The 22289-nt window shown below is 56.2% G+C and carries 21 protein-coding genes and 1 riboswitch; of the genes, 7 read left to right on the top strand and 14 right to left on the bottom strand.

Annotation, left to right across the window (positions count from 1 at the left end; all coding sequences use genetic code 11):
* Positions 1-195 precede the first annotated feature (195 nt).
* Complete coding sequence (locus tag VXK30_RS16685; RefSeq protein WP_275714549.1) at positions 196-2304, top strand: methyl-accepting chemotaxis protein; 2109 nt, start codon at positions 196-198, stop codon at positions 2302-2304.
* 447 nt (positions 2305-2751) lie between these two features.
* Here the strand turns inward: VXK30_RS16685 and VXK30_RS16680 are convergent, their stop codons facing one another.
* The 8 genes from VXK30_RS16680 to VXK30_RS16645 all read right to left on the bottom strand — a co-directional run bounded on the left by VXK30_RS16680 (position 2752) and on the right by VXK30_RS16645 (position 10205).
* On the bottom strand, positions 2752-3513 hold the full coding sequence (locus VXK30_RS16680; RefSeq protein WP_275714547.1) for a DUF975 family protein: 762 nt from the start codon (positions 3511-3513) through the stop codon (positions 2752-2754).
* 140 nt (positions 3514-3653) lie between these two features.
* Entirely contained in the window at positions 3654-4655 is a 1002-nt protein-coding gene (gene ilvC, locus VXK30_RS16675; protein ID WP_275714545.1) for a ketol-acid reductoisomerase, read from the bottom strand.
* Positions 4656-4736: 81 nt separating this feature from the next.
* A complete protein-coding gene (gene ilvN, locus VXK30_RS16670; protein WP_275714543.1) occupies positions 4737-5237 on the bottom strand; it encodes an acetolactate synthase small subunit in 501 nt (166 codons plus the stop codon).
* A 13-nt stretch (positions 5238-5250) separates the two neighbouring features.
* Complete coding sequence (gene ilvB, locus VXK30_RS16665) at positions 5251-6876, bottom strand: biosynthetic-type acetolactate synthase large subunit (protein ID WP_275714541.1); 1626 nt, start codon at positions 6874-6876, stop codon at positions 5251-5253.
* 388 nt (positions 6877-7264) lie between these two features.
* On the bottom strand, positions 7265-8092 hold the full coding sequence (locus tag VXK30_RS16660) for a TVP38/TMEM64 family protein (protein WP_275714539.1): 828 nt from the start codon (positions 8090-8092) through the stop codon (positions 7265-7267).
* Positions 8093-8326: 234 nt separating this feature from the next.
* Positions 8327-8899 carry an energy-coupled thiamine transporter ThiT gene (thiT, locus tag VXK30_RS16655; protein WP_275714537.1) on the bottom strand — a complete coding sequence of 191 codons (573 nt, stop codon included), beginning with the start codon at positions 8897-8899 and terminating at the stop codon, positions 8327-8329.
* An 81-nt stretch (positions 8900-8980) separates the two neighbouring features.
* Positions 8981-9092: riboswitch (TPP riboswitch) on the bottom strand.
* A 57-nt stretch (positions 9093-9149) separates the two neighbouring features.
* Positions 9150-9809 (bottom strand): HAD hydrolase-like protein, encoded by a 660-nt coding sequence (locus tag VXK30_RS16650; protein WP_275714535.1) that lies wholly within the window; start codon positions 9807-9809, stop codon positions 9150-9152.
* Positions 9810-9821: 12 nt separating this feature from the next.
* Positions 9822-10205 (bottom strand): thioesterase family protein, encoded by a 384-nt coding sequence (locus VXK30_RS16645; protein ID WP_275714533.1) that lies wholly within the window; start codon positions 10203-10205, stop codon positions 9822-9824.
* Positions 10206-10416: 211 nt separating this feature from the next.
* Here VXK30_RS16645 and VXK30_RS16640 point away from each other — a divergent pair, with 211 nt between their 5' ends.
* The 6 genes from VXK30_RS16640 (at position 10417) to VXK30_RS16615 (ending at position 17746) form a co-directional block, all read left to right on the top strand.
* Positions 10417-11199: a heparan-alpha-glucosaminide N-acetyltransferase gene (locus VXK30_RS16640; protein ID WP_275714531.1), complete on the top strand. Its 783-nt coding sequence runs from the start codon at positions 10417-10419 to the stop codon at positions 11197-11199.
* Between the two features lie 460 nt (positions 11200-11659).
* On the top strand, positions 11660-13819 hold the full coding sequence (locus tag VXK30_RS16635) for a Tex family protein (RefSeq protein WP_275714529.1): 2160 nt from the start codon (positions 11660-11662) through the stop codon (positions 13817-13819).
* A gap of 83 nt (positions 13820-13902) precedes the next feature.
* Positions 13903-14997: a redox-regulated ATPase YchF gene (gene ychF / locus VXK30_RS16630; protein WP_275714527.1), complete on the top strand. Its 1095-nt coding sequence runs from the start codon at positions 13903-13905 to the stop codon at positions 14995-14997.
* Positions 14998-15299: 302 nt separating this feature from the next.
* The gene (gene rbr, locus VXK30_RS16625; protein WP_275714525.1) at positions 15300-15839 is read left to right on the top strand and encodes a rubrerythrin; all 540 of its coding nucleotides are present in this window, start codon (positions 15300-15302) and stop codon (positions 15837-15839) included.
* Between the two features lie 238 nt (positions 15840-16077).
* Positions 16078-16923, top strand: coding sequence for a motility protein A (locus VXK30_RS16620; RefSeq protein ID WP_275714523.1), 846 nt, complete (start codon positions 16078-16080; stop codon positions 16921-16923).
* On the top strand, positions 16913-17746 hold the full coding sequence (locus VXK30_RS16615; RefSeq protein ID WP_275714521.1) for an OmpA/MotB family protein: 834 nt from the start codon (positions 16913-16915) through the stop codon (positions 17744-17746). The genes VXK30_RS16620 and VXK30_RS16615 overlap by 11 nt, the downstream gene beginning before the upstream one ends.
* Before the next feature lie 22 nt (positions 17747-17768).
* On the opposite strand, the gene VXK30_RS16610 is transcribed toward VXK30_RS16615, so the two are convergent.
* The 6 genes from VXK30_RS16610 to VXK30_RS16585 form a co-directional block, all read right to left on the bottom strand.
* The gene (locus tag VXK30_RS16610; protein WP_275714519.1) at positions 17769-18419 is read right to left on the bottom strand and encodes a DUF6179 domain-containing protein; all 651 of its coding nucleotides are present in this window, start codon (positions 18417-18419) and stop codon (positions 17769-17771) included.
* A complete protein-coding gene (locus VXK30_RS16605) occupies positions 18409-18921 on the bottom strand; it encodes a DUF6323 family protein (protein ID WP_275714517.1) in 513 nt (170 codons plus the stop codon). Before VXK30_RS16605 ends, VXK30_RS16610 begins: the two co-directional genes overlap by 11 nt.
* A 680-nt stretch (positions 18922-19601) precedes the next feature.
* Entirely contained in the window at positions 19602-20231 is a 630-nt protein-coding gene (locus tag VXK30_RS16600; RefSeq protein WP_275714515.1) for a chloramphenicol acetyltransferase, read from the bottom strand.
* 98 nt (positions 20232-20329) lie between these two features.
* Positions 20330-21160 carry a 16S rRNA (cytidine(1402)-2'-O)-methyltransferase gene (gene rsmI / locus VXK30_RS16595; RefSeq protein WP_275714513.1) on the bottom strand — a complete coding sequence of 277 codons (831 nt, stop codon included), beginning with the start codon at positions 21158-21160 and terminating at the stop codon, positions 20330-20332.
* Entirely contained in the window at positions 21157-21912 is a 756-nt protein-coding gene (locus VXK30_RS16590; protein WP_275714511.1) for a tRNA1(Val) (adenine(37)-N6)-methyltransferase, read from the bottom strand. Before VXK30_RS16590 ends, rsmI begins: the two co-directional genes overlap by 4 nt.
* A gap of 138 nt (positions 21913-22050) precedes the next feature.
* The gene (locus VXK30_RS16585) at positions 22051-22221 is read right to left on the bottom strand and encodes a DUF362 domain-containing protein (protein WP_081928417.1); all 171 of its coding nucleotides are present in this window, start codon (positions 22219-22221) and stop codon (positions 22051-22053) included.
* Between the last annotated feature and the right edge of the window lie 68 nt (positions 22222-22289).

Below are 22289 nucleotides of genomic sequence, written 5' to 3'. Positions count from 1 at the left end.
TTTGTATATTATCCATAGTTTCAATGTTGTTATCATGACAAATTTAGATGAATAACCAAAAAACAGAAGGAAACATTGTGAATTATAATTGCATCAAAAAATTAAAAAACAGTTGTGCCTGCCGATAATTATAATGGGGAAGATACTGCGGCACATGTCTGGCTCAGACCTGAATTTATTTGAGGAGTGAGTTTTTTGAAAAGCAGAGGGAAAATTCGGAAAAACAGTTTGGGTACTCTCTTATCCGTGTTTTTTATCGGGACGCTGGCGATTGCTCTGGCCGTTGTCGTATCCATCAATTCCCTGTTTACGGGCTGGATTTTCGAGGATACCTACGAGGAGCAGAATCAAACCGCCATGCAGGGGCTGGATAATATCCTTTCCAATTATGAGGCAAACCTGAGGCAGGCGGGACAGGAGCTGTCCCAGGACGCCGATTTTTTGAACGCGGTGGCCGGCGGAAACCAGTACAGTATTGTGGAATCCATGAAAAACCGGGTGAAGGCCTACAACATCAGCTATGCCTTTCTGACGGACGCGCGGGGAAACCTGCTGTACTCCACAACCACCGATTTTGACCTTCCCGACTTTTCAAAGCTCCATCACGTGCAGGAAGCCATGAAAGGGAAAAGCGTGGTTGTAAACGAGGCGGTTTCCGGCAAGACGCTCGGTATCTGCTGCGGCACGCCGGTGCAGCGGTACGGGAACCTGATCGGCATGATTTCCACCGTACAGTCGCTGGAGGACCACAACGTCATCGACCAGCTCAAGCAGTACACGGGCTGTGACTTCACGGTGTTTTATGGGGACGAGCGGGTCAACACCACCCTGATGAAGGATCAGAAGCGCCAGACGGGAACGAAAATGGACGCGGCCGTCGCGCGGAAGGTCCTGACCGAAAAGCAGAATTATACGGGAAAAATGGACGTGATGGGTACGTCCATGATGGTGAATTATGTCCCGATTCTGGGATTTGACGGAAAGGCGATCGGCGCGATGTTTACCGGGAAGAGCATTGCGGCGACGGAACAGCGCTCCATGCAGACCGTGGCCGTTTCGATCGGCGCGGCGCTGGTGGTCATGGTGATCGCCACCGTCATTTTGGGCAGGATCGTCCGCAAGCGGGTCAAAAAGCCGCTCGGTCAGGTCGTGACGCTGGCCAACAACATGGAGCACGGGGAAATCGGCATCAGCAACAAGGACGCCGTGAAGCTGACGGTCGACACAAAGGACGAGGTCGGTCAGGTGGCCGGGGCGCTTGAAAATACGCTCGGCAGCCTGCAGATGTATATCGGGGAGATTTCCGAGGTGCTGAACGCAGTTTCCAGAGGGGATCTGACGGTAAAGACGCAGATGCAGTATCTGGGCGACTTCTCCGAGATCAGGAGCGCGCTTGACCAGATCGTCGATTCGCTGAACGGGGTGTTTTCCGATATTGACCACGCGGCGGAATCCGTTTCCCTCCGTTCGGAGCAGATTTCGAGCGGGGCGGCGGCGCTTTCGCAGGGCGCTTCGGAACAGGCGGGCGCCACGGAACAGCTTTCCGCCACCATTTCCGAAATTTCCGGCCAGATACAGAAAACCGCGAAAAACGCGGCGGTCGCCAGTACCATTGCGAAGGAATCCACCACGGCGGTGGAAAAGGGCAACCGCGATATCGAACAGATGCTGTCCGCCATGAACGACATCCATTCGGCCTCGGCGGAAATCCGGAAGATCATCAAAACGATCGAGGACATCGCGTTCCAGACCAATATTCTGGCGCTGAACGCCGCCGTGGAAGCGGCAAGGGCCGGGGCGGCGGGCAAGGGCTTCTCCGTTGTCGCGGACGAAGTGCGGAATCTGGCCGGGAAGAGCGCCCAGGCCGCGGGCCAGACCGCCAAGCTGATCGAGAACACGATTTCGCTGGTCAACAACGGAATGACGGTCGCGAACTCCACCGCGGAGTCCTTCCAGCACATCAGGACCCGGACAAGCGAGTCCGCCGGACTGATTTCGGAAATTTCGGAGGCGACCGGCGACGAAGCCGCCGCCGTGGAGCAGGTCACGCAGGGGATTCAGCAGATCGCGCAGGTAGTACAGACGAATTCCGCAACCTCGGAGGAAAACGCGGCGGTCAGCCAGGACCTGTCCGCACAGGCCCGGCGTCTGCGCGCGCTTGCGGCGAAGTTCTGCCTGAGAGAGGGCGCGACGAAAAAAAGCGGCGCGGTCGTCCCGCTGAAGGCCGTCCCGCCGACGGTCACCCCGCCGGAGCCTAAAGAATCCGTTAAAAGCTTTCCCGCAGTAGTTGAAAAATACAGCTGAAAGACATTTCCCAGAACGAAAGGGCCGCCATGTCGAAACATGGCGGCCCGATTTGCAAATTTTGGAAAATATTCGCGGTTGATATTGCGCATCCCTGAAAAACGCGCTATAATCTACGTGTAAGGCACAAATAAAAAGTGCAAAGCAGGCGGAAGGTACGGGAATACCAACCGCCCTGCATACGGAGTCCAAGCTCCATACACAGCTGAATACTCAGCGCTCTGCGGTTACTATTATACCGCCTGTTTTTCATTTTGTACAGGGGGGTATCTTCAGTCCGCGGCACTTTGACGACGTTGTATATGGAAATTTTTCCTGTACGGCGTTTTTTTGTGCCTTGCGGAAAAAAGCGGCGGGCCCGCGCCCCGGGATTGAGTCCCCCAGGCTGGCGCGGTCCGCCGTCTTTTGCGTTATAAAAGGAATCCGATCTCCCCGCCCTGTAACGCTTTACAGGATGGGAGGATTTTCCGGATTGTAATACGGTCCGGCCGGGGGAACCAGCCCCAGCTCCGCCGGGTCGATCTGATGGGTCTGGATCGCGCGGTCGCGCAGGAAGATATAAAGCTCCGCCATGGTGGCCTGATAATAGGGATTCACAAAGAAAATCCCCACGCCGAAACAGATGGCCCCGAGCAGGTACCACCCGATGAAGGAAAGGCCCAGCACAAAAATCGCGCCCTTTTCGCCGTTTGTCAGGATGCGGCTGAGTTCCCTTGCCCGGCTGCCCGGCAGGCTGGGGTTATCCGCAAGGAGATACTGCACCATGGAGTATTCGAGCTGTTTGATGATGCCGGGGATGATCAGCAGCAGCGTCCACAGGAAAATAAAGATTTCCGTGACGAGCATGGCGGCGGCGCTGTTGAGGTAGCCGTAGCGGAAGCTGCTGAACAGCGTGCCGAAATCTGCCGCGCCGAAGTGGTTCCGCACGTAATACCGGCTTTCGCCGATGGAGACCGGCAGAGAAACGAAGACATAATAAAGAAAGCCGATCAGGGCTATCAGGATTGCGGACAGGCTTAACAGCACGGCCACAACGGACGTTATCCCTTCGTTCCACGGAAGGTTCTCAAAGCTGACCGTGAACCGTCTTGTAGACCATGAAAACCCGCCGGAAATAACCGCGGCAAGAAGCGACACGCCGAACGCGGTCCAGTACCGCCCTCCCAGCGCGATTTTCGCATTGGATTTCAGAATCCCTCTGTCCCACATAACAATGGCTCCCTTCATTCGTTAAAATATTCCGCCGGTTTTTCGGGGCGGCATCGGAAACAGACTTTCGTATCGTAAGATGCCCCGGAAAAATGCGGCGGAATCAGTACCTTTTTGATTATATGTTTTAAATCGTGAAATTAGTCAATCGGATCGTCGTTCCACGCATACATTTTGCGCAGCTCTTTGCCGACTTCCTCCAGCTGATGGCTTGCGCCGATGCGGCGGCAGGCGTTGAAGTGCGAGCGGCCGTTCTTGTTTTCCGCAATCCACTTGGAAGCGAAGGTGCCGTCCTGAATTTCGCCGAGGACCTTCTTCATTTCCTTCTTGGTCTCGTCGGTGATCAGGCGCTTGCCGGTCTCGTAGTCGCCGAACTCCGCGGTGTCGCTGATGGAGTAGCGCATCAGGCCGAAGCCGCCGCGGTAGATCAGGTCGACGATCAGCTTCATTTCGTGGATGCACTCGAAGTAGGCGTTTTCCGGAGCGTAGCCCGCTTCCACAAGGGTTTCAAAGCCGGCCTGCATCAGGGCGGTCACGCCGCCGCAAAGCACGCACTGCTCGCCGAACAGGTCGGTTTCGGTCTCGATTTTAAAGGTGGTTTCCATGATGGCCGCTCTCGCCGCGCCGAGTCCCGCGCCGTAGGCAAGGCCGATGTCCTGCGCGTGGCCGGTGTAGTCCTGCTCGACGGCGATCAGGCAGGGAACGCCCTTGCCCGCGACAAACTCGCTGCGCACGGTGTGGCCCGGGCCCTTCGGGGCGATCATGAATACGTCGACATCCTTCGGCGGCTTGATCTGGCCGTAGTGAATGTTAAAGCCATGGGCAAACGCAAGCGCTTTTCCCTCCGTAAGGTAAGGGGCAATGTCCTTTTTATACATTTCCGCCTGGCGCTCATCGGGAATTAAAATCATAATAATGTCCGCGGCTTTGGTGGCCTCCGGGACACTCAAAACCTTCAAACCGGCAGCCTCGGCTTTTTCCTTGCTCTTGCTGCCTTCATACAGGCCGACCACTACATTGACTCCGCTGTCGTGCAGGTTCAGCGCATGGGCGTGGCCCTGGCTGCCGTAGCCGATAATAGCGACGGTTTTACCTTTGAGCAGATTGATGTCGCAATCTGCCTGATAATAGATTTTTGGCATGATAAATTCCTCCTTGCCTGATGGCAAAATATTAACGAAACACTTAGACGGCGCTGCCGCATAAGGGTTGGTTGGCTTGGTTCAGCTGTTCTGTTTGCGGGCGGTGGTGGGGCCTTTTTCAATGGCCAGAGTGCCCGCGCGGACGATTTCCTTGATGCCGTAGGGCTTTAACAGGCTGATAAGCGTCTGAGTGTGCTCGTCGTTGTCCGTCAGCTGGATGGTCAGCGAGGTGGTGGCCACGTCCACGATCTGGGCGTGCATCAGCTCGACGATCTTCATGATTTCGGCGCGCTGCTTTGTCTGACAGTTCACCTTGATCAGCGACAGCTCGCAGCTGATGAACATGCCGGGCTGCAGCACCTTGACCTTGATGACGGGAATCAGCTTGTTGAGCTGCTTTTCCACCTGTTCTACAATATATTCGTCGCCGTTCACCACAATGGTGATGCGGGAAATGGCGGGATCCTCGGTGATGCCGACGGCGAGGCTGTCAATGTTGAAGCCGCGGCGGGAAAACAGGCCGGACACCTTTGAGAGGACGCCGGGCTGGTTTTCAACTAAAATCGAAAGGGTGTATTTCATTTTCCTGCCCTCCCTATATCGTGGGCGCGTCGGGGTTGACCCGGCACACCAGGATAAAAGCCCTGTCGGACGTGAACATTTCTCTGGCGAGGCGCTCCGCTTCTTCGTTGGAGGTGGCCAGCGCCGCGGGAATGCCGTAAGCTTCCGCAATCTTCACGAAATCGGGGTTGCCCTGCAGCAGGGTCATCGCGTAGCGGCTGCCGTACTTGTTGTCCTGTATTTCCTTCACCATGCCCAGCCGGTCGTTCTGCATCACGATGATCTTGATGTTGACGCTGTTCTGGCAAAGCGTACCCAGCTCGCACATGGCCATCTGGAAGGAACCGTCTCCGCAGATGCACAGCACCTGTCGGCGGGGCTTGGCCAGCTTTGCGCCGATGGCGGCGGGGAGCGCGTAGCCCATGGTCCCCAGTCCGCCGGAGGTCAGGAACCGGCCTTCCTTTACGTTGAAATTGCGTGCCGCCCAGATCTGGTTCTGGCCGACGTCGGCGGTCAGGATGGCGTCCTCCTCCATCAGTGAGGAAAGCACGCGCATAAAGGAGCGTGGCTCCACAAAACCGCTGCTGTTGTCCGGTTCTCCGCCCGGGACGAATTCTTTTTTATACCGCAGTACGGCGTCGATCCACTCTTTCGGAACCGAAACGGCGCTCTGCTCGATGAAATCGCGCAGCACCAGCCGGATGTCGCCGACGATGGGGATATGGGCGGTCACATTTTTGCCGATTTCGGCGGGATCGATATCGATATGGATAATGGTTGCCTTTTCCCCCATCTGTTCCGGCGCGGATACCGCCCGGTCGCCGACCCTCGCGCCGCAGAGGATGATCAGATCGGCCTCATGCATGGCGCGGTTGGCGTTTTTGTGGCCGTGCATCCCGATCATGCCGAGGTACAGCGGGCTGTTCATGGGGACTACGCCGATGCCCATCATGGTGGAAACCACCGGGATCCCGCTGTTCTGTGCGAAGGCGACCAGCTCGTCCCGCGCCCCGGCGAGCACGACGCCGCCGCCGCAGACAAGGACGGGGCGCTTCGCTTCGGCCATGGCGGAGAGAGCCTTTTTGATCTGCATGGCATGTCCCGTGGTGCGGGGCTTGTACCCGATGATGTTCGCCTTCTGCGGGTAGACGAATTCCGGCACCTCTTCCGCCTGAATGTCCACCGGAACGTCGATCAGAACCGGTCCCGGCCGGCCTGTGGAAGCGATATGAAAGGCTTCCTTGAAAATCCGCGGAAGGTCCGCGGCGCTTTTCACCAGATAGGAATGCTTGGTGAACGGCTCGCAGGCGCCGGTGATGTCCGCCTCCTGGAACACGTCGCGGCCCAGAAGCTCGGAACTGACCTGCCCCGTGATGACGATCAGCGGGATGGAGTCCATGTAGGCCGTCGCGATGCCGGTAATCAGGTTGGTCGCGCCCGGCCCGCTGGTCGCGACGCAGACGCCGGGTTTTCCGCTTGCGCGGGCGTATCCGCTGGCCTCGTGAGCGGCGTTCTGCTCCTCGCGCACCAGAACGTTTTTGATCGGCGAGCGATATAGGTAATCCAGGAAAGGACAGATCGCTGCTCCGGGATATCCGAAGGCGATCTGCACGTTTTCGTTTTTCAGGCATTCCGCCATAATCTCTGCTCCGCTTATCAAAAACAGTCACCTCTTAATCATTGATTTGTTATAGCGGCTTGGGCCGCCGTTTTCCTCTTGCTTGCCGACCGCATGGTCTGCCCTCAGGCCGGGCGGGGACCTGCCGGTCCGGGATGCGCCTACGGCGGACTCGACTGCAAGCAAAAAGATGAATGGATCGCTAATCCCGTCGTTCTAAGGTAACGGCGGGAGGGTCCCATAAAATCCCCCTGCACCCCCGGGGTATCCCCAAAGTACCTTTGTGTGGCACGATACGGTTGTGGTTTTCATGGACGGAGGATACGGGAAGGCAAGTCCATTACCCGGTCTTCCAACGTCGAATGTGTTTAAGTTATTATAAGTTTTTTGCCGGTATGAGTCAAGCGTTTTAGCGATTTAATTGGATGAATTACCGTTCTTTCTTTTTCAGCACGGCGGAAGAGGGGAACGACGGGCTTTTCGGGGAAGAAAGCTCCTTCTTTTTATCAGGATGCTTCGCGACGGTGCGGTACAGCAGGTAGCCCGCGGCGCTCAAAGCGCCGGTCGCCGCAAAGAGGACGGCGGCCTGTGTGTAATTGCCGCTGAAGAGCGCCCAGCCCCCGAAGGAGCAGGCCAGCAGGGACGGGGTGCGCGCAAGGGTGGAAATCAGCAGGAATCTGCCGAAATCCTGCGGCACAAGGCCGGCGGAAAACACGAACAGGCGCTTGGGCATTCCGGGGATCAGGAAAACGATCCAGTAAAAGGTATCGCGCGATTTGGGGCTGCGCAGGTAGCGGATGTGTTTCCGCTGGGCGGGGGTGAAGAACAGGCCGATCAGCCGGTGGCCGAACATCCGGGTGAAATAAAAGATGATGGTGGTGGAGATCATCACCGAGCAGAGGGTCAGCAGGCTGCCCTGTACCCGCCCGAAGGCGTAGCCGCCCGCGATGGTCGTCAGCTCCAGCGGGATGGGGAGAAAGCCCTGCAGAATCTGGATGCCCAGGAACGCGGCGCGGCCCATCGCGCCCCGGCTGCGGATAAAGCTTTCAAACCGGTCGGGGTCCCGGATCAGCGATAAAAGCGGTCCGCACAGAACGACCGTGAGCCAGAGGAACAGCCCCGTGGCCGCAAGCAGCACAGCCCCGCCCAAAAGCCGGTCGCGGAACGTCGGGCCCGCCGTTTCCGGCAGGTCGGCGGCGGTTATTTCCGGCGGGGGGCCGGTTTTTTTCTTTTTTGACCCTGTTCGAAGAATCGTCACCCGGCATAGCCTCGTTTCATGGGTTCTTATGGAATAGTATACCACAAAAATATGGTAAATAGATACTCACCCCCTGCCCCCTCCCGCACACAAAGCAAGCGAAAATCGAAAACAATCCGAATGCGGAAGGGGGTTCCGGGACGGGAGGGGGAAAGACACTTGGAGCGATACAAAAAAGCATGAAGGACGGAACCTCCGCGCTTCATGCTTTCCTGTTAAGTTATGATTCCTGTTTCATGATGCGTTTCCGGGAGCACGGTGCTCCACGCGGTCAAGAACCCGGATTAAGATAACCGAGACAACGGCGGTGATGACCGCTTCGGGAAGCATGTAGCTGCCGTTGTAGGTTAAGGAATAAATCCAGACCGGCGTGCCTTCCGGCGCGTAGCCGCCCCAGATCAGGATGCCGGACAAAAAGCTGCAGAGAAACCGCAGAAACACAGCGGCGACGGAGCCGACGGCGACGCTGGCAGCCCTGTTTTTAAACGGCTTGCCGAAGAAAGCGGCGGCACCCAGAACAGTGAACGCCAGAACATAGTCCAGCAAAACGACACCGGCGAACGCCCCGAAGGTGTTTACCGGCGGCGCACTGAACTGGAGAATCATCTGCAGCAGGCTGTGCGCAAACGCGGTGGAAATGCCCCACTTCAGGCCGTGCCGGTAAGAAACCAGCACCAGCGGGACCAAGCTCGCGCAGGTAACGGAGCCGCCCTGCGGCAGCTCAAAAATCTTGAACATGCTCAGTACGGTGGACATTGCGATCATCAGCGCGCATTCCACAAGGATAACGGTCGTGTTCTTTCTCATAATTACCCTCCAGTCAATTATATGGAACTGAAATTGAAAAATTACCTGAAGGAAAATAAAAACGCCCTGTGATGCCACAGAGCGTTAAAAAATCATCTTTCCTACGCTGGCATTATCCAGATCAGGTTTAAGGGACATAAACGTCGATTCGCTTCATCTCAGCCGAGGTTACTCAGCGCCCCTGTATATTCAGTTCTTATGTTCAGCATACCCTAACATTTCCGGTTTGTCAAGGGGATTTCCGTTGGATTCAGGAATCCTTCAGAAGCATGCCTCTCAGCTCGTCGATATCGCGGGCAAAAACTTTGCCGCCTTCCGCTTGCATGTCCTCTTTGGTGCCGAAGCCGTACAGAACGCCGATAAAGTTGGTGCCGGAATTCCGTGCGCCCACCGTGTCGTACACCGTGTCGCCGACCATGACGGCGCGGTCCGGCTTCACATGACAGGCGTCCAGACAGGAGTTGATCAGGATGCTCTTGTCGCCGCTGCGCTCCGAATCGTCCGGGCCGGAAACGTGGGCGAAATATTTTGTCATGTCAAAATAGTCCAGTACGCGGCCGGTGATTCTGGCCGGCTTGGTGGTGGCGACGGCAAGCGTGGCGCCGTTCGCCCGCAGCTCCTCCAGAAAATCGATCATGCCGGGGTAGGGCTTGTTCTGGAACGCTCCGGAGACCTCGTATACTTCGCGGTAATTTTTGACCGCCTGCGCGGTCTGCTCCTGTGTCAGTCCGCAGTAATGGACAAAGCTGTGCCACTGCGGCGGGCCGATGAATTTGCGCAGGATGGAAATGTCGGGCACCGGCTGCCCCATTTTTTTAAGGGCATATTTTACCGAGCTGGTAATGCCGGGCTCGGAATTGGTCAGTGTGCCGTCCAGGTCAAAAATAATCAGATCATAAATCGGTTTCATCGTTACCCTGCCTTACTTGTTTTTTCTTGCTTCCGCTTTGGCGGCGAAGCTTTCCTTTTTCACGCTGACGCGCTCGTGGGTCCCGGTCGCGATCAGGCCGGCGTTGTCGTAGGCTTCGAGCTGAAACCGGTAGACCCTGCCTTCCGCTTCGGTCAGTTCCGCGCTGACCGTTACCTTGCAGCCCGGCGCCGTGGGGTTCAGGTGGTTCACCGTGATGACGGAGCCGACGGTGGTGTAGATGTCTTCAAGATACGTCTGGGCCAGCTGCGCCGCCGTACCCTCAAAAAAAGCGGCGATCATCGGGGTGGCAAGAACACGGACGCTGCCGCTGCCGATATTCACCGCGAGCATATCTTCGGTAACCGTGTATTCGCGGGTCAATTTTGTCTCTTTCATTGAAATTACCTCCCGTACCATGATATAATAAAAAATAAGCGGTTTCACTAAGGCCCGCTTCCGTGCGGCCTGAAACAGGGCGCGCGACATTGTTTATATTATAACATGATCCGGGGGATTTATAAAGATAGAACTTTCAGCGGTTATCCCTTTCATTCCTATGCGAAACGCCGGTTTTGACCGTGCAAATCCGAAATCGGAGGGTGAACGAATGCCGAATCAAATCAAAGGGGCAGGGCGCAGGCGGATTTATTTTATGGATGAGCTGCGCGGCTTTGCGGTTTTCTGCATGGTGTTTTACCATGGCTTTTATACGCTTGCCTACCTGTACAACCTGAAAATCGGAATGCTCCTGCTGAACTTCTTTATGCCCGCGGAGCCTTTTTACGCCGGGCTGTTTATGCTGATTTCCGGCATTTCCTCGAACCTGTCGCACTCCAACCTTGCGCGCGGGTTCAAGCTGCTGGGGGTCGCGCTTGTGGTCACCCTGGCGACCTGGTTCGTCCTTCCGGATGAGCTGATCGTGTTCGGCATCCTGCATTTTCTGGCGGTCTGCATGATTCTTTACGGGCTGCTGAAACCGGTTGCCGACCGCTTTTGCTTCTCGTGGGCGGCGGTCGCCGTCTGCGCGCTGCTGTACCTTTTGACCATGGGCATTTCCAAGGGGTACCTCGGGCTTTCGCCGGAATGGGGGGTGACGCTGTCTCCTTTCCTGTACCATACCGACTGGCTGGCGCCGCTCGGCCTTTACAGCGATACGTTCCGCAGCGCGGACTATTTCCCGCTTTTCCCGTGGATGTTTGTGTTTGCGGCGGGTACCTTTTTAGGCAAGCTTGCCGCGCAGGAGCGGTTCCCGGCGTTTATGTACCGTTCCCGCGTGCCTTTTTTTTCCTGGCTGGGGCGGTACGCGCTGATCATTTATGTGATTCATCAGCCGGTGATTTACGGGGTGTGCTACGCCGTTTCCGCCATTGTACAGTGGGTTTGGGGATGAAGGTCCCGGAAACTCCTTCCGGCGCGCCGGGCGCGGACCTGCCGGTCGGGAAGCGGACCATGCGGTCGGCGGGCGCCTACGGCGACGCTCTTATTCAAATGAGAGTAATCTGACTCCCCCAGTCAGGCTGCGCCTGCCAGCCCCCTCAAGGAGGGGGCCAAACCTCTGCCTTCCCGTTATCCCTTCGTCAATGAAAACCACAGCAATACCGTGTCACACAAAGGTGTTTGGGGATACCCCGGGGGTGCAGGGGGATTTTATGGAATCCTCCCGCCGGGAATTCAAAATCCCCCTGCGCGTCCTTTGCCTACTTTCGGACAAGAGCGAAAGTAGGGGCCAGCCCGGCCTGAGGGCAAAGCTAACGATCAACTCCCTTTTGCGGCGGTGCGCTCAAATAAGGGGGACTGAGGGGTTCCCATGCTATGAATTTTAAATTTTCGGAAGATGTTGGAGGATATTTATGGATTTTGCGTTATTGATCGCGGAACAGTTTCATTTACAGCAGTGGCAGGTGCAGAAGGTCATTGAGCTGATCGACGAGGGCAACACCATCCCGTTTATCGCGCGTTACCGAAAGGAAGCGCACGGCTCGCTGGACGACCAGACGCTGCGCGAGATTTCGGAGCGGCTGGAGTACCTGCGCGCGCTGCAGAAGCGCCGGGAGGAGGTTACGGACCTGATTGCCGCCGCCGAATGCATGACGGAGGAAATCGCCGCCGCGCTGGCCGCCGCGGCCACCCTTTCCGAAATCGACGATCTTTACCGGCCGTTCCGCCCCAAGCGCAAAACGCGCGCGTCCGTGGCAAAGGCGAAGGGCCTTGAGCCGCTTGCGGACGCGATTTTTGCGCAGCAAAAAGACGGCGCGTACCCGATCGACATGGCGGAAAGCTATGTAAACGCGGAGCTGGGCGTGGAAACGCCTCAGGACGCGCTCGCCGGTGCGCTCGATATCATTGCGGAGCGGATTTCCGACGACGCGGGGATCCGCAAACGGCTGCGCGTGGTCGCCATGGCGCAGGGAGAGGTGGTTTCCAAGGCGGCGAAGCCGGACGAGGATTCCGTTTACGCGCAGTATTACGACTTCCGCCAGCCGGCGGCGAAGATCGCCGGGCACCGCGTGCTGGCCGTCGACCGCGGGGAGCGGGAGGGCTTTCTGAAAGTAAGCGTGGAGCTGGAGCGCCTGAAGGGGTTGAATATTGTTTCCTCCGTGAGCGTGAAGGGGAACGGCCCCTGTGCGGAAGCTGTTCGGGAGGCCGCGGAGGACGCCTACGACCGGCTGATCTTCCCCTCCATTGAGCGCGAAATCCGCAATGCCCTGACCGAAGCCGCGGCAGAGGCCGCGATCAAGGTTTTTTCCGTCAACCTGCGCCAGCTTCTGATGCAGCCGCCGGTCAAAAACCGGGTGGCCATGGGGCTGGACCCCGGGTACCGCACGGGCTGCAAGGTCGCCGTGGTGGACCCGACCGGCCGCGTGCTGGACACCGGCGTGATTTACCCCACCCACTCCCGGGCGAAGGTGGAGGAAGCAAAAAAAGTCATTACCGATTTTATTCTGAAATATAAAGTGGAAGTCATCGCGATCGGAAACGGAACGGCGTCGAAAGAGACGGAGATGTTTGCCGCCGACGTGATCAAAGCGCTGCACAGCGGCGTTTCCTACATGGTGGTCAGCGAGGCGGGCGCGTCCGTCTATTCCGCGAGCAAGCTCGCCGCGCAGGAATTTCCCGAGTTCGACGTCACCCTGCGCAGCGCGGTCTCCATCGCGCGGCGGATGCAGGACCCGCTGGCCGAGCTGGTCAAAATCGACCCCAAGGCCATCGGCGTGGGGCAGTACCAGCACGATATGCCGAAAAAGAAGCTGGACGAGGCGCTCGGCGGCGTGGTCGAGGACTGTGTGAACACCGTGGGTGTGGACCTGAACACGGCGTCGCCGTCCCTGCTGGAAAAAATCGCCGGGCTTTCCGCGGCGGTCTCCAAAAATATTGTGGCTTACCGGGAGGAAAACGGCGCGTTCCACTCGCGCAGCGAGCTGAAAAAGGTGCCGAAGCTGGGGCCGAAGGCCTTTGAGCAGTGCGCGGGCTTCCTGCGCGTGGCGGAGAGCAAAAACATTCTGGACAATACCGCCGTCCACCCCGAATCGTACGACGCGGCAAAGGCGCTGCTTTCTCTGTGCGACTACGACATGGACAGCCTGAAAAAGAACGGCATCGGCGACCTGAAAAACCGGGTAGAGAAAATCGGGGCGGACAGCGCCGCCCACAGGCTCGGTATCGGCGTACCGACGCTCAGGGATATTGTGACCGAGTTGCTGCGCCCGGGCCGGGACCCGCGCGACGAGCTGCCCGCGCCCATGCTGCGCACCGACGTGCTGAGCATGGAGGATCTGAAGCCCGGCATGGAGCTTTCCGGCACGGTGCGCAACGTGATCGATTTCGGCGCGTTTGTGGATATCGGCGTGCATCAGGACGGCCTTGTCCATATTTCGCAGATCTGCGATAAATTCATCAAGCATCCGGCCGAGGTGCTGAAGGTCGGCGACGTGGTGAAGGTGCGCGTGCTGTCCGTGGATACCGTGAAAAAGCGCATCGCGCTGACCATGAAGAGCGGGGAAATCGGCTGACGGGGGAGAAACCGCCTTGCATCGGGGAGTACAAACCTTTATAATAGGTTCATGAATAACAGAGACAAAGAGGGAATTAAAATATGAAGCTTGGTATTGTGGGGCTGCCGAATGTCGGCAAAAGCACCCTGTTCAACGCGATCACAAACGCGGGCGCGCAGTCCGCGAACTATCCGTTCTGCACCATCGAGCCCAACGTGGGCGTGGTCGCGGTGCCGGACAAACGGCTGGACAAGCTGGCGGAAATGTACCATCCGGAAAAATACACCCCTGCCACCATCGAGTTTATGGATATCGCCGGGCTGGTGCGCGGCGCGAGCAAGGGCGAGGGGCTCGGCAATAAATTCCTTGCCAATATCCGCGAGTCCGACGCGATCGTGCATGTGGTGCGGTGCTTTGTCAACGACGACATCATCCATGTGGAGGGGAGCATCGACCCGAAAAGGGATATTGAGACCATCAATCTGGAATTGATCCTTTCCGATATGGAGGTCCTTGACCGCCGGATCGACAAGACCCAGAAAATGATCAAGGCCGACAAAAAATACCAGGTGGAATACGACTTTTTCCTGCGCGTCAGGGAAACGCTCGACGCCGGAAAATCCGCGCGCAGCGTGGAGTGCACCGAGGAAGAGGCGGAGCTGCTCAACTCCGTTTCCCTTCTGACCAACAAGCCGGTCATTTACGCCGCCAATGTGAGCGAGGACGACTTTAAGGGCGGAATCGAAAACAATGACTATTTTAAGGTGGTAAAAGAGATCGCCGACAGCGAGCACGCGGGCGTTCTGCCCATCTGCGCGGAGATCGAGGCGGAGATCAGCGGCATGGACAAGGACGAAAAGGAGCTGTTCCTTTCCGACATGGGATTGAAGGAGTCCGGCCTTGACCGCCTGATCAACGCCTGCTACAGCCTGCTGGGGCTCATTTCCTACCTGACGGCGGGCCAGCCGGAGGTACGCGCGTGGACGATCAAAAAAGGGACCAAGGCGCCGCAGGCGGCCGGAAAAATCCACACCGATTTTGAGCGCGGCTTTATCCGCGCCGAGGTGGTCGCGTTCGACGACCTGATGGCGTGCGGCACCATGGCCGCCGCAAAGGAAAAGGGCCTTGTCCGCAGCGAAGGGAAAGAGTATGTGATGAAGGACGGGGACATCGTATTGTTCCGGTTCAACGTCTGATAAACAAGGATGTTGGCCTTCTTTTTGTGGGAGCCTGACTCTTGCCTCCCTCAGTCAGGACCTGTTGGTCCGGGCTTTGCCTGCCGTCTCCCCTGCTAAGGAAGTTGTTTCGGGGTCCTCCGAAACCGATTCAACAGATAACTATCTGAGAGCATCGCCGTAGGCGCCTGCCGACCGCAGGCCCCATTTTTTGGAAGAAAAATCGGATGCTTTCTTGCGTGGGGCGGATTCCTGATGTATAATTGACTCAGGCAAACAAATTCTATTCTATATGGAAATTTATCTGAAGGAGGAACTTTATCATGGAATTAAAAGGAAGTAAAACAGAAGCGAATTTATTGGCTGCATTTGCGGGTGAATCCCAGGCAAGAAACAAGTATACCTTTTACGCGTCCAAGGCGAAAAAGGACGGATACGAGCAGATCGCGGCCATTTTTGAAGAGACTGCCAACAATGAAAAAGAACACGCGAAGCTGTGGTTTAAATATCTGCATGGCGGCGAGATAGGCCCGACAACGGACAACCTGGACGACGCGGCAAGCGGCGAGCGGTATGAATGGACGGAAATGTACAAGGAATTTGCCGATGTCGCCGAGCAGGAAGGCTTCACCGAGATCGCGCAGACCATGCGCCTGATCGCGACCGTGGAAAAGAGCCACGAGGAGCGTTACCGCAAGGTCCTGCAGAATATCAAGGAAGACATCGTCTTTAAAGCAGGGGAAGAGACCGTCTGGGTCTGCCGCAACTGCGGTTATATCCATGTCGGCAAGAACGCGCCGGAAAAATGCCCCGCCTGCAAGCATCCGCAATCCTACTTCGAGCGCAGAGCGGTCAATTATTAATCCAAGCTTTCAAAAGGAGCGGGCCGTATGGCCCGCCCTTCATTCAAAAAGGCAAAGCATCGGAAACGGTGCTTTGCCTTTTTGGGTTGACAGCGGAAAATACAGAGTCACATATTTTATCATTTTCTTTATGAAAACTTAATGGGTTTTAAAAATAAGATTATTAAATTTCTGTGGAATGAAACGATATAAATTATAAAACATAAAAATGAATTCAAGTAGATTTGAAGGGAAAAAGATGAGAAAACATGATCACTCCACCGCCTTTGGTTTGATTTGCGGAGCTATGGTAATCGCGATCAGCGCCATATGGGGGAAAAAGGACATCAGAAGCGCACTGCTGCTTTTTTACGATGTCCCGTCGATTTTTATTGTGCTGGGCGGGTCGCTGTGCGCCATTGTGGTCGCCTTCCAATGGGATACGCTGAAAAGCGTGCCGTCCATCCTGAAAAATGCTTTTCTGGACAAACAGCTTCCCAAAAAAAAGACTATCGAATTGTTTGTGGAGCTGTCCAAACAGGCGCGCAGAACGGGAATTTTATCGCTGGAAAACAATCTGGAGAAAATTACCGACAAATACACGAAATCGGGGATCATGCTGGTCATCGACGGCACGAATGAAGAGACGATCCGAAGGATCAAGACGCTGGAAATAGACAACACCATCGAAAGGCATAAAAAATGCATCCAGCTGTTCCGGCTTTGGGCGAACCTCGCGCCGTCGTTCGGGATGCTGGGCACCTTTATGGGCCTGATTCAGATGATGGGGAATTTTCAGGATATGAGCAAGTTTTCCGCCGCGTTCGCGACCGTGCTGGTCACTTCGTTCTACGGGGTCATTCTGGCCAACCTGGTATTTTCTCCGCTTGCCAATAAGCTGGATATCAAAAATTCCGAAGAGATCAACAGAATGCAGATGGTTCTGGAAGGAATCATAGGCATCCAGACGGGAATAAGCCCCAGAATTATGGAAGATAATTTGAAGGCTTTCCTGTCGCCGTCGGAAAAGCTGGGCTACGAGCTGGTGGATATCAAAAATCTCAAGAGCCGCGGCGACGAAAAGGTAAAGAACCATGTCGCTTAAAAACAGTCTGGAAAACTCGGAGGACAACTGGCTGATTTCCTATGCCGATATGATGACGCTGCTGCTGTTCCTGTTTATTATTCTGTACGCCATGGCGGTGCAGAAGGAAGGGGCAAACCAAATACCTGCCGCTTCCGCCGCCCCGGCCGCGTCTGCCGCCGGTCAGGCCGCGGACCAGAGCAGTACGGGGGAGACGGCCGCGTATTATTATATCGACAAAAACAGCTCCGCCGCGGGAACCGCGAGCAAAAGCAGTTCGAGCAGCAAAAGCGCCGCGGCAAAAACTGCGGCGGGCAAGAGCGCCGCAAGCAAAAGCAGCAGTACGAAAAAAGTCACTACCGCGGCCAAAAACAGCGCGGGAAAGAGCAGCACCGGCAAGAAGCCCACGTATAACGAGGTGGAGTCGTTTGTGGAAAACAACAGCCTGAAAGGCACGGTGAGCGTACAGCAGGTGGAGACCGGCATCGTGTTCGACATTCAGGCCGAGGTGCTTTTTGACGAGGGAAGCTCTCAGCTCCGGCCGGAGAGCTATACGGTTCTCAACAAAATCGGCAAATATATCGGATCGCTGTCAAACGACATCATTATTGCCGGACACACCGACAACCAGCCCGTCGACACGGGAAACTACCAGTCGAACTGGGAGCTTTCCTGCGACCGCGCAACCAAGGTGCTGAGGTATTTTACGGATACGGAAAAGCTGGCCCCGCAGAGGTTCCAGGCGGTGGGGTACGGCGGATACCGGCCGATCGCGGACAACGGCACCGCCGGCGGAAGACAGCAGAACCGCAGGGTAGAGGTGATCGTCGTCGAGGTCCCGTGAACGGAAAATCAGCGGTCCGCCCCTATTTCTGTTCCAGAATCAGCTCTTTGATATTGACCAGCATTTCACGGTAGTCCAGGCGGTGCCTGACCCCGTGGGTCAGCAGCAGGCTGCGGATATAATTTTTGCCGTACCCCGCGCAGAACTCGTTTTCCTCAAGCAGCTCCAGAAGGTAATTCCGGATATAGAGAATCCCCGTTACGCTCAGATCGTCGCTGAAAAGGGGATAGCTGATGTTTGCCATGGCGCTGAGTTCTGTGGTCTTTTGCGCCTGAAACCGGGGATCATAGCCCTTCAGAAGCAGACTGATTTCGGAATCGACCGTATGATTGTAGGCGATCAGCTCCGTCTGCACGCGGGTCGCCTTCACTTTCTTTAAAAGCTGTCTGCACTCGGTAACATACTGCCTGACAAGCTCCAGCCCGCTGAAAAAAATCTGCTGCAGATCCAACGCGCGCAGCGCGGCGTACGGGTCGGGCAGAGTATTGAGGTAGGCGGTCATACAGTACAGCATGGATTCAAAAAGGGACTGCGCCGTTTCCACCGGCACCGAATTGCTTTCGTAGCCCGTGTACCGCAGAATCTCCTCGCTGAGCATGTTCAGCAGGCGGGCCTGCACATCCTGAATTTCATCCGGATTTAAAAAAGCGGCGATCGCGGCGTTACTGTTCATCCAAATCCTCCTTTTCATCCTCATCCGGCTCGTCCGGCTCTGGGTCCATATTGGTATAGTCTGCCCGGCCGAAGCGCAGATTTTCAGCCAGCTTCTGCAGCTCCCGGTTCGCCAGCAGGTCCAGCGAACCGCCGCAGCGGTTTTCAAAGGCATCCTTCATAAAAGCGATCAGCTCGTTGTCCGGAATCAGGTCGAGCGTTTCATTTTTATAGTAGTAAAACAGCTCGATCAGCTCGTGCAGGACCGGGGAATAATTCTGCTGGCTGAGGTAGGCGGAGCCGCAGAAGGCTTCGACCAGACGGCCGATGGTGGCGCTGCCGATTTCAATGCGTCCGTTTGCGCTGAGCGCTTCGGCGCGCGACTGAATCAGCGCGGAAACGTCCGTGGGGGAAAGCGTCAGACCCAGAGGCTCCGTTTTTTCATTCAGGCTTAAAAGCTGGGCGGCGGCGGTCGGGTCGGAAAACAGGTCGAGAGAAAAGACGGCGGATAGGCGGCTGTCCAATCAAAAATCCCCTTAAAAAAATATTTTTTAAAAATCTATTGACAAACGGAAATGAATGTGCTAAACTATAAACAGTATTATGAGAATAGTATATATGTTCGCCATTCAACAGTATACCATTGATTCGTAAAAGAGTCAATGGTTTTTTTATGCTCATTTTTACTGATATAAACAAAAGGAAACGGCGGGGCAAGAGATCTATTAGGGGGATCCCGTCCCGCCGTTCCTTCGGCAAGACGCAAAAAAACGCCGCACACGGATGACTCACCCATATACAACGTTCTACATCAAAGCGCACGGATATTATCAACGAACCTCTGTACAAAAACCGAAAGAGGCGGTATAATAATAACCGCAATGTGCTGATTATTCAGTTGCCTATGGAGGGTGTTTCTCCGTAAGCAGGGGGCGGGGTGCTGTAACACTCCGTTCCTGCATTGCGCTTTTTATTGCGCCTTACAAGGGCATTATAGCGCGTTTTTTCCCGTAACGCAAGAGGAAATGTAAAAATATGACAGTTTATCAATGGAAAACCGGCGCCGGGAGTGTCTTCCGGCGCCGGTTTTATTACAAAACCCCCTCCCGCTGAACTCCTCTTGCGCATCACCGATTGAACTTATTGAAGAGCAGGAATGCGAAAGGGGGCGGGGACGGGCATAGCCGAAAATCCGGCCGCGCGGTCAGTAGCGGTCCAGATCGCGCTGCAGCCGTTCCACATATCTTCCGGCATGAACGCCGTCCATCAGCGCGTGGTTTGCCTGAATGGAAAAAGGCAGGAGCGTTTTTTCACCGTCCTTAAAATATTTTCCCCAGGCGATGCGCGGAATGGAATCGTCCCTGTCCAGCGCGATGGGATGCGTCACCTGCGTAAAGGAGAACCAGGGAACGCAGGTGATGTAGAGCACGTCGTCGCGCTCTTCCTGTTCCGGATCCATAAACGTCTTTTGCGCGGCGGATCTGCGCGACGCTTTTTCCGAAAAGGAGCAGATATCTTCCGTTAAATCGACTCCTACGCACTTGAACAGGTCGCTGTCCCTGTCAAGATCGGTAAAGGAGGGGTGTACTTTGTCGTGAAGAACCACCCGTCCCCCGCGGATGCGGCAGCGGAATTCGGGTATTTCGTTCGCCGCCCGGGTCGCGGCGAAGCCCATCGCGTAGTAGAAGGAAAGGCGGCGCTCCTTCACAAAGGGCAGAAATTTTGTGATATCTAAATTCAGGCTGACGCTGAACATGGGATATTCCATTTTATAAAAATGCCGGAAATGCTCTTTCCTGGGCCATGTTTCCATATTGATGTATTCCACTTTCATCCCTGCTTCCCTAAATCCTGTTTGAAAAAATCAGCAAACCGCAGTCCCGGCCAAGGGCTGTGCCGGCTGGCGTAAAAATGCCCGGAATACGGCAAAATTCAATCCTGCCGTAAAATCGCCCGGTAGATTTCGCCTTTTTTGAAACCGGTCCCGGCGGCGGCCTGTCTGGCGGCGTCCGAGGCCGAGAGGCCGTCTTCCATATATCTCTTCGCGAAGGCGACGCCGTCCTCCAGTGTAAACGATTCCTGCTCCTTTTGGGGCGCGCCCTCGATCACCAGCACAAATTCCCCCTTCGCGCCGCCGTCGGCATAGCGCGCGGCGGCTTCGGAAAGGGTGGTGCGGATGACCTCCTCGTGAATCTTCGTCAGTTCGCGCACCAGCGCGATGCGCCGGTCGCCCCACGCCGCGAGCATGTCGCTCAGGGTGGTGGAAAGCTTGTGCGGCGCTTCGTAAAAAATCATGGTGCGGGTCTCGCTTCTGACTTCCTCCAGATGCTCCCGGCGGCTTTTCCTGCCGACGCTCAGAAAGCCCTCGAACGTAAAGCGGCCGGTCGGCAGCCCGGAAACCGCCAGCGCCGAAACGACCGCGCTCGGGCCGGGCACAACGTAAACCGGGATTCCGCGCTCCGCGCACTGGGCGACCAAAAGCTCCCCCGGGTCGGAAATGGCGGGCATCCCCGCGTCCGAAACGAGCGCGCAGGTTTCCCCCGCCTCGATGCGCGCGCAGATCACGTCCCCGCGCTCGCGTTTGTTGTGCTCAAAATAGCTGACCATCGGCTTTTTGATGCCGAAATGGTTGAGCAGCTTCAGCGTGACACGCGTGTCCTCCGCGGCGATGAAATCGGCTTCCCGCAGGGTTTCCGCCGCGCGCGGGGAAAAATCGGAGAGATTGCCGATCGGCGTGCCGACCACCATTAATTTTCCGCTCATGTTGCTGCCGCTCCTTTGTTCTGTGCGTATTCGCCGTAGATTGCGGCCATTTCCCCGGAATAGCCACCGCCGTCCTCGATCAGCAGGACGGGGTCTATCACCATGCCGGGTTTTCCGCCCCGGTTTGCCTGTAACAGGAAAAGCGACGGGGGCTTGTCCGCGCGCTGCTGCACCAGGCGCAGGCGTTTGGGCTCCAGCCCCGCGCTTCTCAGGTCCAGCAGGACGCCGCAAAGGCGCTCCGGGCGCAGGCAGCAGCAGAAGCGGCCGCCGAACCGGAGCAGGTACGCCGCGCTTCGGGCGATTTCCGCAAAGCTGCACGCAACCTCGTGCCGCGCGACGCGGCGGGACTCCTCCGGATTTTTCAGGCCCGCGCCCTCCTCCTTGTACGGCGGGTTGCAGGCGATGAGGTCGAGCCGGTTGGCGGGCAGGGCGGCCTTTTGTCTGATCATGGTCATGTCGCAGCAGAGCAGCCTGACCGTGCCGGTCAGGCGGTTCAGCTCCACGGAGCGGCGGGCCATTTCACAGGCCTCCCGCTGAATTTCCACGCCGTAAATTTTTTTCGGTTTTGCCTTCGCGCACCAGATCAGCGGGACGGCACCGCAGCCCGTGCCGAAATCCGCGCAGGTTTCGCCTGTTTTGGGCAGGGAAAACGACGCGAGCAGAATGGTGTCGGTATTAAAGCGGTGCGCCTGTGAAACGATCACCGAAATTTCGCGCGAAAGCGGTTCAAGGTGTTCATCGGGTAAAAGCATAAGGTCCCTCGGTTATCCCTGTTTTTATAAGATTCAAAGAATGACTGGCTTTCAAGAGTTTTGGCTGATTTCAGAGGTTTATTACATAAGAAAAAAGACGGCGCGCAACAACGCTCCGCCTTTCGTCCACATGTAAAATTATTCCTGTGCAGGAGCGCCTACGGGGCAAACATCCGCGCAAGCACCGCATTCTGTGCAAAGATCAGCGTCGATAACGTACTTGCCGTCACCTTCCGAAATTGCGTTTACAGGACAGCCTGCCGCACATGCGCCGCAGGAAATGCAGTCGTCACTAATTGCATATGCCATGGGAAAACACCTCCATATAAAATTACAACATAATTCTATCATAAATAACAAAAATTGCAACCGTAATC

Origin of the sequence: Caproiciproducens sp. CPB-2 (assembly GCF_036287215.1) — a bacterium.
In the GTDB taxonomy this organism is placed as follows: domain Bacteria; phylum Bacillota; class Clostridia; order Oscillospirales; family Acutalibacteraceae; genus Caproiciproducens.
This window is presented reverse-complemented; position numbering and strand designations above follow the sequence as displayed.